The following is a 13,816-nucleotide window of genomic DNA, read 5'->3' as shown; positions in this document are numbered from 1 at the left end:
CTAGGTATCTTCTTCTTAACTGAATTCACCTTTTGACCAAAATTTCCTTACCCTTAAGAAACATATTATATTTTGATAAAGACTGGAGTTATGCATATGTCTGCATTGACAATCGCTCAATTAGAAAATATGACGTTAAAAGAGTTATATGCTCTTGCACGCCAATATAAAATTTCGTATTATAGCAAGCTAACAAAAAAAGAATTAATATTTGCCATTTTGAAAACTCGTTCTGAACAAGAAGGTTACTTCTTTATGGAGGGTGTATTAGAAATTGTCTCACAAGAGGGCTTTGGTTTCCTTCGACCAATCAACTATTCACCAAGTAAAGAAGATATTTATATTTCGGCCTCTCAAATCCGACGCTTCGATCTTCGTAATGGAGATAAAGTATCCGGTAAAGTACGCCCACCAAAGGAAAATGAGCGTTACTATGGCTTATTACAAGTAGACGCTGTTAATGGGGAAGACCCTGAAATTGCAAAAGAACGTGTGCATTTCCCTGCACTAACACCTTTATATCCTGATAGACAAATTAAACTTGAAACGACACAGCGTAATCTATCTACACGTATTATGGATTTAGTAGCACCTGTCGGCTTTGGGCAACGTGGTTTAATCGTAGCACCGCCAAAAGCAGGGAAAACATCATTATTAAAAGAGATTGCAAATGCCATCACGACCAATTATCCTGAGGCGGAGCTTATTGTTTTATTAATCGATGAACGCCCAGAAGAAGTAACGGATATTGAACGCTCTGTCAATGCAGATGTGGTGAGTTCCACGTTTGATGAAGTACCAGAAAATCATGTCAAAGTAGCGGAAATTGTATTAGAGCGTGCACGTCGTTTAGTAGAGCATAAGCGTGACGTTATTATTTTAATGGATTCTATTACACGTTTAGCACGTGCCTATAACCTAGTGATTCCACCAAGTGGTCGTACATTATCAGGGGGGATTGACCCTGCTGCTTTCCATCGTCCTAAACGTTTCTTCGGTTCAGCTCGTAATATTGAAGAAGGCGGTAGTTTAACGATTTTAGCAACAGCGCTAGTCGATACAGGTTCTCGTATGGATGAAGTCATTTATGAGGAGTTTAAGGGGACAGGTAATTTAGAATTACATCTAGATCGTCAGTTAGCAGAGCGTCGTATTTTCCCTGCGTTAGATATACGTCGTTCAGGAACACGGAAGGAAGAATTACTGCTGGAACCTGAGCAACTTGAAAAACTATGGGCTATTCGTAAAACATTTTCAGATGCGCCTGATTTTGCAGAACGTTTCTTAAAAAAATTACGTACAACAAAATCGAACGAAGAATTCTTTGAGAAATTAAATGAAGATATGAAGAAAGCCACTAAAGGTAAAGGCTTACTATAATGTAAAACCACTATTGACTAGTACTAGTTGATGGTGGTTTTTTTATGGCGTTAGCAGGTAGCGCAAAGGTCATTGAAGCTTGTCGCTAAAATATGTGTTACTGATATTGCATTTTGTATAGAAAAACAAGTATTGCTGGATAAAGGTAGCTATAGTATAGTTTAATTTATAATGATAATCATTATCAATTATTATATATAGAATTAGGAGGTTTCGCAGTGCTTTTAAAACGTTTTTTCTCATATTACAAGCCGTACAAAGGGTTATTTATACTTGATTTTTCCTGTGCAATTTTGGTGGCACTCATAGAGCTAGCTTTTCCCATTGTCTTAAATAAGGTGATTGACGATATATTGCCAGATGGTGAATTAAAGTGGATTATTATGGCGAGTTCACTGTTATTCGGTTTATACATACTAAATTCAATTATGCATTTTGTTGTTTCCTATTGGGGGCATATGCTAGGAATTAATATTGAAACAGATATGCGTAAAGAATCTTTTAGCCATGTACAAAAGTTATCATTCCGCTACTTTGACAATAATAAAACAGGGCATCTTGTGTCACGTTTAACGAATGACTTAATGGATATTGGGGAGCTCGCTCATCATGGTCCAGAAGACATTTTTATCGCTGCGATGACCATTATTGGAGCATTTGGTGTGATGTTTTATATTGATCCAACCTTTACACTGCTTATATTCTTACTCGTGCCTGTTATTCTGATTTTAACGATTATTTTTGGCAAGCTGATGTCAAAGGCATTTAGTCAAATGTTCGGAGATATTGCTGATTTTAATGCTCGTGTTGAAAATAATGTGAGCGGTATTCGTGTCGTACAAGCTTTTACAAATGAAGAGCATGAGATTAATCGCTTTAAAGTTAATAATGAGCGATTCCGTACAACAAAGCTGTTCTCATATAGAGTAATGGCATGGAATGAAGCTATTTCAGGTATTTTAACGAAGGTGCTATCATTATTCACATTATTTGTTGGGGCATATTTTGTCTTAAATGGACATTTATCGAACGGTGAATTTATCGCATTTATCCTATTATCAGGCATTCTTTTAGGACCTATTAATAAGATTAATATGTTTATTGAAAGTTATCCAAAAGGTATGGCGGGCTTTAAACGTTATATTGAGTTTCTTGAGACAGAGCCTGAAATTGCTGATAAACCAACAGCAAAAGCAATTGCTGAAATTGAAGGAACGATTACATTTAGTAATGTGTCGTTTGGCTATACGGAGGATAAACGTGCTCTAAATCATATTAATCTAAAAGTTCGTTCTGGTGAAACCGTTGCACTTGTTGGACCATCAGGAGCAGGAAAATCGACTATTTGTAGTCTTTTACCACGATTTTATGAGGTGAGTGAGGGGGCTATCCAAATTGATGGTATGGATATACGGGATTTCAAGCTCCATTCATTGCGCTCACATATTGGAATTGTCCAACAAGATGTCTTTTTGTTTGATGGGACGATTCGAGAAAATATTGCCTACGGAGATTTAAACGCAAGTGAAGAAGACATTTGGTATGCGGCAAAACGTGCACAGTTAGAGGATGTCATTCATGCTTTGCCAGAAGGGATGGATACGTTAATTGGTGAGCGCGGTGTGAAGCTATCAGGTGGCCAGAAACAACGTTTATCGATTGCACGTATTTTCTTAAAAAATCCTAAAATTTTAATTTTGGACGAGGCTACATCAGCGTTAGATACTGAAACAGAGAAGGCGATTCAAGAAGCATTAAATGAGCTGTCGATTGGGCGTACGACATTAGTGATTGCGCACCGTTTAGCGACCATTAAAGATGCTGATCGTATCGTTGTTGTATCGAAAAAGGGAATTATTGAAGAAGGCACACATCATGAATTGATGGATAATAAACAAGCTTACTATGGCTTGTATACAGCACAATTTGGCTTACAAATATAGAAGATTTAATCATTGAAGAAATGATGTATGTCATTTCTTTAATATTTAGGCCTTGTTTATGACAAAGGAGAGAAAATTTTATATGACAGTTCTTGAAATCGAACATGTTGCTATCGGCTACTCTTCTACTTTAATTGTAGATGATTTAAGTGTAACAATTCCAAAGGGTCAAATTTCAACAATTATTGGTCCAAATGGCTGTGGAAAATCGACTTTATTAAAAGCTGTAGCACGTGTGCTAAAAACACAGGAAGGTGCGGTTTATTTAGATGGGAAAGCCATTCATCAATTGAAGACAAAAGAAGTAGCAAAACGAATGGCGATTTTGCCACAAACAGCTACAGCACCAGGGGGGTTAACTGTTTTTGAATTAGTGTCATATGGTCGTTTTCCGCATCAAACAGGCTTTGGAACATTGCGTAAAGAGGATTACGAATATATCCATTGGGCTATTGATGTCACAGGTTTGAAAGAATTTAGCGATCGACCGATTGAAGCATTATCAGGAGGGCAACGTCAACGTGTATGGATTGCAATGGCTTTAGCCCAAGGGACAGATATTCTTGTTTTAGATGAACCAACAACTTATTTAGATTTAGCACACCAATTGGATGTTCTTTTATTATTGCAAAAGTTGAATAAAGAAGAAGGACGGACAATTGTTATGGTCTTACATGACTTAAATCATGCCTCTCGTTTTTCTCATTTTATGATTGCGATGAAAAATGGTCAGCTCATTGTGAATGGTCATCCTAATGAGGTGATGACAAAGGAAAATTTACAAACAGTCTTTCATATCGATGCGGAAATGGCTATATGTCCATATAGTGCGAATCCTATTTGTTTATCCTATCAATTATATGAAAGAGATAAATAGTAGTAGCGTTAACAGAATTTAAAAGGATCTTGTTTTAAGGAGGAAGTACATGGCTACGTCAGCTGAAGGACTCAATCAATTAGAGGAGCTGAAAAGACGAACACATCCCATACGCGCTATTATAGCACTCGTTTTAGGTGTGGTAGGTTTACTATTTGCTATCGGTTTATCCATATCTTTTGGAGCTGCCAATATCTCATTAGGTACTGTATGGACGGCTGTTTTTCATTTTTCATCGGATTTAACGGAGCATCAAATTATTCGTGAGATTCGTTTGCCGCGTGTACTAGGAGCAGCATTAGTTGGTGCATGCTTCGCAGTGGCAGGTTCCATTATGCAAGGTATGACACGCAACCCATTAGCAGACTCAGGCTTGCTAGGATTAAATGCAGGAGCAGCATTTATGCTGGCTGTTTGCTTTGCCTTTTTTCCAGGAATGTCATATATGTATTTAATTATGTGGTCATTTGTCGGAGCGGGATTAGGGGTAGTCATTGTCTATGGTGTTGGTTCATTGGCTAAAGGTGGTTTGACACCTATGCGCTTAGTGCTTGCAGGGGCAGCAGTAAGTGCGCTTTTAGGGGCATTAGGAGAAGGGATTGCACTGTATTATCGTATTGGACAGGATTTAGCCTTTTGGTATGCTGGTGGTGTCTCAGGTACAAAGTGGAGTCATCTACAAATCCTGACGCCATGGATACTTGTGGCAATGATTGGTGCACTGATATTGTCACGTTCGATTACATTACTGAGTTTGGGTGAGGAGCTTGCTATTGGACTTGGTCAACGTACAGTCGTGATTAAAGTGTGGGGCATGATTATTGTTTTAATATTAGCGGGTGCTGCTGTTTCTGTTGTAGGTGCAGTTGGTTTTGTTGGGCTAATTGTTCCTCATTTGGCGAGATACATAGTTGGGCATGATTATCGTTGGATTATTTCTTGTTCATTAGTATATGGTGCATTATTAGTTGTGCTGGCTGATTTTACGGCTCGTATCATTAATCCACCATATGAAACACCCATTGGAGCATTGATTGCTTTTATCGGCGTACCATTCTTCCTCTATTTAGCACGTAAAGGAGGAAAAGAATTGTGAGCCATCATGCTTTTTTAACAGCTAGTCAGCAAAAGACGAGGAAGAAACATTTCATTATTCTAGGTACATTGATAGTTCTCATCCTTATTACGTTTGTGATTAGCATGAATACAGGTGTTATTAAACTGACACCATTAGAAGTTTTACGAACATTATTCGGACAAGGGGATGCACAGCAACAATTAATTTTATTTGAATTTCGTCTACCACGTATAGTGGTTGCTATATTGGTCGGAATGGGATTGGCTAGTTCAGGAGCTATTTTGCAAGGAATTTCACGTAATGCTCTAGCGGACCCTGGTATTTTAGGTATCAATGCAGGGGCAGGACTTATGGTTATGTTATTTATTTCTTTTTTTCCTTCAACAGCAGCGGCTCCTGTTTATTTGCTTCCTGTCTTGGCCTTTATAGGATCTGGCATGACGGCTATTATTATTTATGCCTTGTCTTATAAACGTCATGAGGGGATTACACCGATGCGCTTGTTGTTAACGGGAATTGCTGTAGCAGCGGGTATTAGCTCAGCAATGATTGTGTTAACATTGCGTTTAACACCTGAAAATTATCAATTTGTTGCAACTTGGCTAGCAGGCAGTATTTGGGGTTCAAATTGGAAATTCGTTTTATCTTTATTGCCATGGCTAATTATTTTACTACCGTTTATCTATTCAAAGTCACGGATATTAAATGTCTTAAATTTAGATGAATTAACAGCAATTGGCTTAGGCGCATCGATTGAAAAAGAAAGACGTTGGTTATTAGCAGCTTCTGTCGGTTTAGCTGGTGCTAGTGTATCAGTCAGTGGTGGCATTGGCTTTGTCGGGTTAATTGCACCTCATTTGGCACGTCAACTTGTCGGGGCAAAGCATCAAATTTTATTGCCAGTCTCCGCTTTATTAGGCGGATTGCTTGTTTTATTAGCTGATACGATTGGACGTTCTATATTGGAGCCTTCTGAAATCCCAGCAGGTATTGTTGTAGCTGTTTTAGGTGCCCCGTATTTCTTATATTTATTAGCACGATTAAAAGAATAAGTTAGCATTTTCTCTTGAAAAGTACTAATAGTTATGCTATGATTCAAAAGTATGTAACGTGTGCATATATAGCCGACATATTCGGGCTATGTAAGGCACAGTTCGATAATACTCTGTTCCAGATGGTTCAGGGCGAGAGGAGAAAACGAATATGAGACAAGGAATTCATCCAGACTACAAAGAAGCAACAGTAACTTGCTCTTGTGGTAACACTTTCAAAACTGGTTCAGTAAAAGAAAACATCGTTGTCGAGTTCTGCAACGAATGTCACCCATTCTATACTGGCCGTCAAAAATTCGCGTCTGCTGATGGTCGCGTGGATCGTTTCAACAAAAAATACGGTCTTAAAAACTAATTTTAGTTTAATACCTGCCAAGCATACGATACGCTTGGCAGGTATTTTTTTCAGTCTATTGAGAAGAGGAGTATATGGATAATGGCACAGCTCTATTTTAAGCATGGCGCAATGAACAGTGGAAAATCTATTGAAATTTTAAAAGTTGCCCATAATTATGAAGAACAACAAAAACCTGTCATGATGTTCACATCAGGACTTGATACACGTGATGAGGTAGGGTTTGTATCAAGTCGTGTTGGCTTGCGTCAAGAAGCTATTCCTGTTTATGATGATACAAATATTTTCGAAATTGTACAAAATAATGCTGCGAAACCATACTGCATACTTGTCGATGAAGTACAATTTTTAAAGAAATCACATGTTTTACAGCTAGCGAAAATTGTGGATGAGCTAGATATTCCTGTGATGGGCTTTGGCTTGAAAAACGATTTTCAAAATGAACTGTTTGAAGGCAGTCAATATATGCTGACATATGCAGACAAAATCGAAGAAATGAAAACGATTTGCTGGTTTTGTCATAAAAAGGCGACAATGAATTTGCGTGTAGATGAAAATCACAAACCTGTTTATACAGGGGATCAAATCCAAATTGGCGGGAATGACTCCTATTATCCAGTTTGTCGCAAATGTCATACACATCCACCTCTTTAAAACAGTAGCGGATATATGAAAATTTCCTTATACTAAGTAATGATGTGAAAGCTGTTTTAACCCACTTATAATAGAAAATGAATATAGAGGTGATACCCATGTTTGATCGATTACAAGCAGTAGAAGATCGTTATGAAAGATTAAATGAGCTTTTAAGTGATCCTGATATTGTAAATGATAGTAAAAAATTGCGTGAATATTCCAAGGAACAATCAGATATTCAAGAAACGGTAGATGCTTATCGTGAATATAAGAGTGTTAAGGAGCAATTCGCTGATACTCGTGAAATGCTGGATAACGAAAAAGATCCTGATATGCATGAGATGATTAAAGAAGAGTTCAACTCATTAAAAGAGCAGCAAGAAGAATTAGAGGAACGTTTGCGTATTTTATTAATCCCAAAAGATCCTAACGATAATAAAAACGTTATTATGGAAATTCGTGGTGCAGCAGGTGGAGATGAAGCGAATATTTTTGCAGGTGATTTATTCCGCATGTATTCACGCTATGCAGAAACACAGGGCTGGAAAATTGATATCATGGAAGCGACACCGAATCCGATGGGTGGCTATAAAGAAGTTATTTTCATGATTAATGGACAAGGCGCATACTCCAAATTCAAATTTGAAAATGGTGCACACCGTGTTCAACGTGTCCCAGCAACAGAATCACAAGGTCGTATTCATACGTCAACAGCAACAGTCGCATGTTTACCTGAAGTGGAAGAAGTAGATGTTGAAATTCATGAAAAGGATATTCGCGTTGATACATTCGCTTCTTCAGGTGCTGGAGGACAATCCGTTAATACAACCATGTCGGCTGTTCGTATGACCCACTTACCAACAGGCGTTGTCGTGTCCATGCAGGATGAACGTTCACAAATCAAAAATCGTGAAAAAGCATTGAAAATTCTCCGTGCACGTGTAGCTGATATGTATATGCAGGAAGCGCAAAAAGAAATCGATGCAACACGTAAATCAGCAGTAGGCTCTGGCGATCGCTCTGAACGTATCCGCACATACAATTATCCACAAAATCGTGTAACAGACCATCGTATTGGCTTAACAATCCAAAAGCTTGACCAAATTATCGAAGGTCGATTAGATGAAATTATTGATGCCCTTATTTTAGAGGAGCAAGCATCAAAACTAGAGCGTTTAAATGATGAGCTATAAAAATGTAATGGAGGCCCTTGATTGGGCTTCTTCTTTTTTGGTGGATAATGGAAGAGAGCAGACAGCAGCACGTATTGTGATGCAACATATACTTGGGATAAGCTATGCAGAAGTTATGCTGCATTTACAAAATACATTAACAACAACACAACAAGAGCGTTTTCAGCAATTGATAGAGGAGCATGGCAATGGTCGCCCTGTGCAATATTGTGTCGGGAGCGAGGAATTTTATGGTCGCTCATTTATAGTAGATGAATCGGTATTAATCCCAAGACCTGAAACAGAGGAATTAGTGTTAGGGACAATACAGCGTATCCAAAATCTATTTCAGCATCGAGCATTAAAGCTGGCAGATATCGGAACAGGTAGTGGTGCTATCGCTATTTCGATGAAGCTAGAATGCCCTGAACTGACAGTGATTGCAACGGATTTATCAGACAAAGCATTAGCAACAGCACAAAAGAATGCTAGCTTGCTGGGAGCAACTATTGATTGTCGATTAGGCGATTTAACTGCACCTCTTGCACAGGAAAAACTAGATATTGTGTTATCGAATCCGCCGTATATCGCATTTGATGAGGCAAAGGAGATGTCAACGGTTGTGCTAGATTATGAGCCACATAGCGCTCTTTTTGCAGAAGAGGATGGGCTTATATTGTACCGACAACTGGCAGAGCAATTGCCAGCTTTAATGAATAAACCAGCACTGATTGGTCTTGAAATTGGTTATACACAGGGAGAACAAGTAGCATCATTTTTTCAAAAAAGTTTTCCACAGGCAGAGATTACAATCGAAAAAGATATTAATGGTAAACCTCGTATGATTTTTTGTGAAATTCATGAATAAAGAGCTTCCTTCTTGTCAATAATGTTGAGCAAGGAGGGGTTTTTATGTTAAACGAATACAAGATTACAAGATTATCTAAGTTAAATATCATCATTGCTTGTGTAAAATTAATTGTGATGGGAATTGCGCTACAATTATGCGTATACTATATTCCTATATTGATAGATTTGGCAAAAGAAACAATGAATCAAGTACAAGAGCAAGATTTTCGTGTACGTGTGATTGCGAATAGCAATACTGCACATGACCAGTATGAAAAGCAGCAACTTGTACAAGAGTTACAACCTTATTTTCAACAAGTGACAAAAGATGTGGATAAAGAGCAATTGCTTGTGATTAGACAGCAAATGGAACAGCATATTAAAGAAAATTATCCACAAACAGCAATAAGCGTTATACTAGGAGCAAACTTATTCCCACCTAAAAGACATCAAGCCATCCTTTATCCACAAAATATGTATCAGTCAATCGTCATACAAATAGGTGATGCGAGAGGTGATAATTGGTGGTGTAGCGTCTTTCCTAACGTATGTGAACCAGATAAAGAAGAGGAAGAAGAGAGTGAAGTGAACTTCTTTGTATGGGAATGGTTGAAGGGTGTTTTTGAAGAATTGTGAATAAATTCAGATAACTTATACACAGTTTTTCAAGAGTTATAAACAATATGTGGATAATTCAGTAAAATTAATGAAGTGAAGGAAGGTTTTAAGGATGAAAACTGTGTGTAAGGTTGTGGAGAACAATGTGAATAGTCAGACAAATTATGCACAAGCTGTGGATATCTTGAACAGTGGAGGGCTTGTAGCTTTTCCAACTGAGACGGTATATGGATTAGGCGCAATTGCTACAGATGATAATGCAGTCAAAAATATTTTTAAAGCAAAAGGTCGTCCAGCAGATAATCCATTAATCGTGCATATTGGGACAAAGGGAGAAGTGGCACTTTATATTGACGATATTCCAGAAGTGGCTAAAACATGTATGGCAGTATTTTGGCCTGGTCCATTGACGCTCATTATGTCGGCAAAACCGAATATACTTGCATCTAGCGTAACGGCTGGATTGGAAACGGTCGGTATACGTATGCCTGATCATCCTGTTGCCCTTGCATTACTACAGCAACTAAAAAAACCACTGGCAGCACCAAGCGCCAATCGGAGTGGCAAGCCAAGTCCAACTGAGGCTGTTCATGTGCAAGAGGATTTAGATGGATACATACCTTATATTTTGGATGGAGGAGCTACAGGAATTGGGCTTGAATCTACAGTGTTAGATGTCACACATGAGCCACCTGTTATTTTACGTCCAGGAGGCATTACGAAAGAGATGCTAGAAGAAGTGATTGGACCTGTATTACAACCAACACAGGCGGAACAAAAATTAGAAAGCACGCCAAAAGCACCAGGTATGAAATATACACATTATGCACCAAATGCACCTGTCATGTTAATTGATTGTGATTGGCAAAAAGTTAGCTTAGCAATAGATGAACTACAAGCACAAAGTGAAAAAATTGCATTATTAGCACCAAACAGCTTTATGATGAGTAAAGCGGATTTCTTTTTTTCATTAGGTGAAGAAAATTGTCAAGAAGATATGGGAATAGCATTGTATCAAGCATTACGAGCTTGTGATCAAACAGAGGCGACTGTTATTTTAGTGACAGCGACTTCTACAGATGGTGTAGGAGCGGCGATTATGAATCGACTTGAAAAAGCATCTGGTGGTAATTGGTATATAACAAAATAAAGAATCGAGAAAGGACATTATGTATTCCATTGTGAATAGATAATGTCTTTTTATCTTTGTTCATTTCCTAAAGTATATGGTAAGTAATAGAGAGGATAATACTGCATGTTCGAGCATAAAATGATAAAATATTAGAGGACAAAGGAGTGTACCTTTGCAAGGGATTATTGCAGGTATTATTACATCAATAGATGTCATTGGTTTGTATATAGTATTACCAAATGTAAGATATCGACTATTATTGTCTATATGGACAGCGTTTCTCCACATGCTTTTCCCGTTACTAGGCTTTGAACTAGGGAATTATCTACTACAATTTTTAGTCGAGTGGGGACAATGGATTTCGAGTATATTATTATTTTGCATCGGTCTCCAATTGTTACTGTTTTCTCATCAGGAAAAGAAAATAACGATTTCTCCTATTCTATTAGCGATAACGGCGAGTATCGATACCTTTTCAGTAAGCATATCTTTTGGTATGTTGAATTTAGAGAAAACAATTTTTATTATGAGTGCAGGTATAGGTGCTCTTATTTGTTCCTATGTGTCGCTTGTAATTGCAAGAAAAAGTCAAGTACTATGGGGGGAGAAAATTTCGATTATTGCGGGCATTGTTTTTATTATTATGAGTATTTTAGCGGTACAGCAGTAATGATTGTAAGGGGAAATAAAGAAGGGTGATTTAGATGAATATATTATTCGTATGTACAGGCAATACATGTCGCAGTCCAATGGCTGAAGCAATTTTAAAGAATAATCAATTAGCAACTATAGAAGTACGTTCCGCAGGGATCTTTGCTATGCCACAAGCTGAAATGTCCATACATGCACAGCAAGTATTGAATAATGCGCAAATAGCACATCAACATACAGCAACGCAATTTTCTGATGGTGAAATGACATGGGCAGATTTGATTTTAACGATGACAGTAGCGCATAAAGAAACCATTATTGCTCATTTTCCACAGGCATTACATAAAACATTTACATTGAAAGAATATATAAATGAAGAAGATACGGGAGATGTGATAGACCCATATGGTGGCAATCAGTATATATATGAAGAAACGTTCGCAGAATTGACAGCATTGATAGCACAGTTACGACAAAAAATCGACAAGAATTGAGGGACAACATGAAAAAGAAATTTGGCTTACGGCGCAAAATGGTTTTGTTTGTTAGTGTTCTTGCAATAATCACGTATAGTATTAGTTTTATATTTATTGAATTTATTCAACCTACTTTTTTACCTGACATCAATCGTAAATGGTTTGAGGCAGGGACTTATTTAGCAGGGATTATATGGTCTGGTATTTTAGCTGCTATTTTTAGTGTGATTTTAGTGAAACCACTCCAAAATTTAGAAAATTCAGTGAAGTATGTAGCGGAAGGAAAAATTGGGCGTGATGTGGAGCTACCAAGAACGAATGATGAAATACGCTCAGTTGCAGAAGCATTCCAGCAAATGCAAATTAATTTACGTCAAATGGTAGAGAGTATTGAAGGGAATTTTCAGCAAACGAATCAATCAATTATTCGATTATCGGATGAAGCAGAAATGGCAACGAAAAAAACAGAAAATATTGTGTCAACAGTTAAGCATATTTCAAATGGTGCAGAAGTATCAGCAGTAGCTGTACAAGATACAGTTGAAGCAATAGAAGATGTGCGCGCATTAGCTACCAAAGTCAATAATCGGGCTGAACTGTCAGCGAAGCAATCGAAAGAAATATTACAAAGTCTTACAACAACAAATACAGCAATTGAATTACTTGTGAAAGGTATGCAACAAATTGCCGCAGATAATCAAGAAGCATTAGGAAGCATTCGTGCCTTAGAAGAAAATGCAGGACAAGTCGAGCGAATTATTGGCTTAGTGGGTGACTTAGCTGCACAGACAAATTTACTTGCTTTAAATGCCTCTATTGAAGCGGCACGTGCAGGTGAGCATGGAAAAGGCTTCGCTGTGGTGGCAGAGGAGGTACGAGGCTTAGCAGATGAAAGTGCAAAAGCTGTTCAAGGGATTACAGAGCTAATTCAAACAATGCAGCACAATGTAGAGGCTGTCGTGAAGCGTATGAACCAGCAGGTCGACTTTACAACAAAAGAAGTGTCTCGTGTTTCAGAAACGACAACAGCTGTGGATACGATGTCTACCAACGTACAGTCAATGGCAGCAGCGATTGTAGAAATTTCTGAATTGGTAGAACAACAAATGCATAATATTGAAACGACAGTAAGGCAATCGCAAGAAGTGGCAGCTATTACAGAAGAAACATCAGCAGGTGCACAGGAAGTACGCAGTGCAACGGAGGAACAAGCCCATGCTATCGAGCAGGTAGAACGATTGGTGCAAGGCCTAAGAAAACAATCAGAAGAATTACACAATGTTATCCAACAATTTGATAGACAAGCTTAAAGTATGAGAGACTGTAGAGAAATAGCTACAGTCTTTTTGCTATTGCAGACTCCAACAATAATGTCCACTGTACTAAAAAAGTGGAAAAATTTTTGGATGACGAACTGTTCTAGTAAAAGTATGTTATCCGAATTTTGTGCCGTACTTTTTAAAGGTTTAGTAATGAAAAAAGCATAAAAATGAATATTATATGATCGATGTACAAGAAACGTTCGTCTTTTAGGGGAAATCAGCATAAAAGCATAAGAAAAATCATGTTATTCTTAGAAGAGAAGTGGTACACTATT

General features: G+C 37.8%; 14 protein-coding genes. All 14 read left to right on the top strand.

Features of this window, described 5'->3' with window-relative positions; translation table 11 throughout:
* Window positions 1-96 precede the first annotated feature (96 nt).
* The 14 genes from rho (at window position 97) to OPF91_RS05300 (ending at window position 13,529) form a co-directional block, all read left to right on the top strand.
* On the top strand, window positions 97-1,380 hold the full coding sequence (rho, locus tag OPF91_RS05365; protein WP_264987661.1) for a transcription termination factor Rho: 1,284 nt from the start codon (window positions 97-99) through the stop codon (window positions 1,378-1,380).
* A gap of 218 nt (window positions 1,381-1,598) precedes the next feature.
* Complete coding sequence (locus OPF91_RS05360) at window positions 1,599-3,323, top strand: ABC transporter ATP-binding protein (protein WP_264987660.1); 1,725 nt, start codon at window positions 1,599-1,601, stop codon at window positions 3,321-3,323.
* 82 nt (window positions 3,324-3,405) lie between these two features.
* Complete coding sequence (locus OPF91_RS05355) at window positions 3,406-4,200, top strand: ABC transporter ATP-binding protein (protein WP_264987659.1); 795 nt, start codon at window positions 3,406-3,408, stop codon at window positions 4,198-4,200.
* A 49-nt stretch (window positions 4,201-4,249) separates the two neighbouring features.
* A complete protein-coding gene (locus OPF91_RS05350; RefSeq protein ID WP_264987658.1) occupies window positions 4,250-5,296 on the top strand; it encodes a FecCD family ABC transporter permease in 1,047 nt (348 codons plus the stop codon).
* Between the two features lie 53 nt (window positions 5,297-5,349).
* Window positions 5,350-6,330: a FecCD family ABC transporter permease gene (locus OPF91_RS05345; protein WP_373877035.1), complete on the top strand. Its 981-nt coding sequence runs from the start codon at window positions 5,350-5,352 to the stop codon at window positions 6,328-6,330.
* A 151-nt stretch (window positions 6,331-6,481) separates the two neighbouring features.
* Window positions 6,482-6,685 carry a 50S ribosomal protein L31 gene (gene rpmE / locus OPF91_RS05340; protein ID WP_264987656.1) on the top strand — a complete coding sequence of 68 codons (204 nt, stop codon included), beginning with the start codon at window positions 6,482-6,484 and terminating at the stop codon, window positions 6,683-6,685.
* A gap of 81 nt (window positions 6,686-6,766) precedes the next feature.
* Complete coding sequence (locus tag OPF91_RS05335) at window positions 6,767-7,339, top strand: thymidine kinase (protein ID WP_264987655.1); 573 nt, start codon at window positions 6,767-6,769, stop codon at window positions 7,337-7,339.
* 98 nt (window positions 7,340-7,437) lie between these two features.
* Window positions 7,438-8,514 carry a peptide chain release factor 1 gene (prfA, locus tag OPF91_RS05330; protein ID WP_264987654.1) on the top strand — a complete coding sequence of 359 codons (1,077 nt, stop codon included), beginning with the start codon at window positions 7,438-7,440 and terminating at the stop codon, window positions 8,512-8,514.
* Window positions 8,501-9,361 (top strand): peptide chain release factor N(5)-glutamine methyltransferase, encoded by an 861-nt coding sequence (gene prmC, locus OPF91_RS05325; protein WP_264987652.1) that lies wholly within the window; start codon window positions 8,501-8,503, stop codon window positions 9,359-9,361. Before prfA ends, prmC begins: the two co-directional genes overlap by 14 nt.
* Window positions 9,362-9,405: 44 nt before the next feature.
* Complete coding sequence (locus OPF91_RS05320) at window positions 9,406-9,978, top strand: stage II sporulation protein R (protein ID WP_264987651.1); 573 nt, start codon at window positions 9,406-9,408, stop codon at window positions 9,976-9,978.
* A gap of 94 nt (window positions 9,979-10,072) precedes the next feature.
* Window positions 10,073-11,110 (top strand): L-threonylcarbamoyladenylate synthase, encoded by a 1,038-nt coding sequence (locus OPF91_RS05315; protein ID WP_264987650.1) that lies wholly within the window; start codon window positions 10,073-10,075, stop codon window positions 11,108-11,110.
* Window positions 11,111-11,264: 154 nt separating this feature from the next.
* On the top strand, window positions 11,265-11,762 hold the full coding sequence (locus OPF91_RS05310; protein WP_264987649.1) for a manganese efflux pump MntP: 498 nt from the start codon (window positions 11,265-11,267) through the stop codon (window positions 11,760-11,762).
* Between the two features lie 34 nt (window positions 11,763-11,796).
* Window positions 11,797-12,237, top strand: coding sequence for a low molecular weight protein arginine phosphatase (locus OPF91_RS05305; RefSeq protein ID WP_264987648.1), 441 nt, complete (start codon window positions 11,797-11,799; stop codon window positions 12,235-12,237).
* Window positions 12,238-12,245: 8 nt separating this feature from the next.
* Window positions 12,246-13,529 (top strand): methyl-accepting chemotaxis protein, encoded by a 1,284-nt coding sequence (locus tag OPF91_RS05300; RefSeq protein ID WP_264987647.1) that lies wholly within the window; start codon window positions 12,246-12,248, stop codon window positions 13,527-13,529.
* Window positions 13,530-13,816 lie beyond the last annotated feature (287 nt).

This window comes from Lysinibacillus piscis, assembly GCF_026012395.1.
GTDB classification, from domain to species: Bacteria; Bacillota; Bacilli; order Bacillales_A; family Planococcaceae; genus Lysinibacillus; species Lysinibacillus piscis.
The sequence above is the reverse complement of the archived record's forward strand: the minus strand, read 5'-3'. Positions and strand labels throughout refer to the sequence as shown.

Coding starts and splice junctions, on each gene's coding strand:
- OPF91_RS05300 (WP_264987647.1), top strand. CDS start 12,246: ATGAAAAAGAAATTTGGCTTACGGCGCAAAATGGTTTTGTTTGTTAGT.
- prfA (WP_264987654.1), top strand. CDS start 7,438: ATGTTTGATCGATTACAAGCAGTAGAAGATCGTTATGAAAGATTAAAT.
- OPF91_RS05355 (WP_264987659.1), top strand. CDS start 3,406: ATGACAGTTCTTGAAATCGAACATGTTGCTATCGGCTACTCTTCTACT.
- prmC (WP_264987652.1), top strand. CDS start 8,501: ATGATGAGCTATAAAAATGTAATGGAGGCCCTTGATTGGGCTTCTTCT.
- OPF91_RS05315 (WP_264987650.1), top strand. CDS start 10,073: ATGAAAACTGTGTGTAAGGTTGTGGAGAACAATGTGAATAGTCAGACA.
- OPF91_RS05305 (WP_264987648.1), top strand. CDS start 11,797: ATGAATATATTATTCGTATGTACAGGCAATACATGTCGCAGTCCAATG.
- OPF91_RS05320 (WP_264987651.1), top strand. CDS start 9,406: ATGTTAAACGAATACAAGATTACAAGATTATCTAAGTTAAATATCATC.
- OPF91_RS05350 (WP_264987658.1), top strand. CDS start 4,250: ATGGCTACGTCAGCTGAAGGACTCAATCAATTAGAGGAGCTGAAAAGA.
- rpmE (WP_264987656.1), top strand. CDS start 6,482: ATGAGACAAGGAATTCATCCAGACTACAAAGAAGCAACAGTAACTTGC.
- rho (WP_264987661.1), top strand. CDS start 97: ATGTCTGCATTGACAATCGCTCAATTAGAAAATATGACGTTAAAAGAG.
- OPF91_RS05335 (WP_264987655.1), top strand. CDS start 6,767: ATGGCACAGCTCTATTTTAAGCATGGCGCAATGAACAGTGGAAAATCT.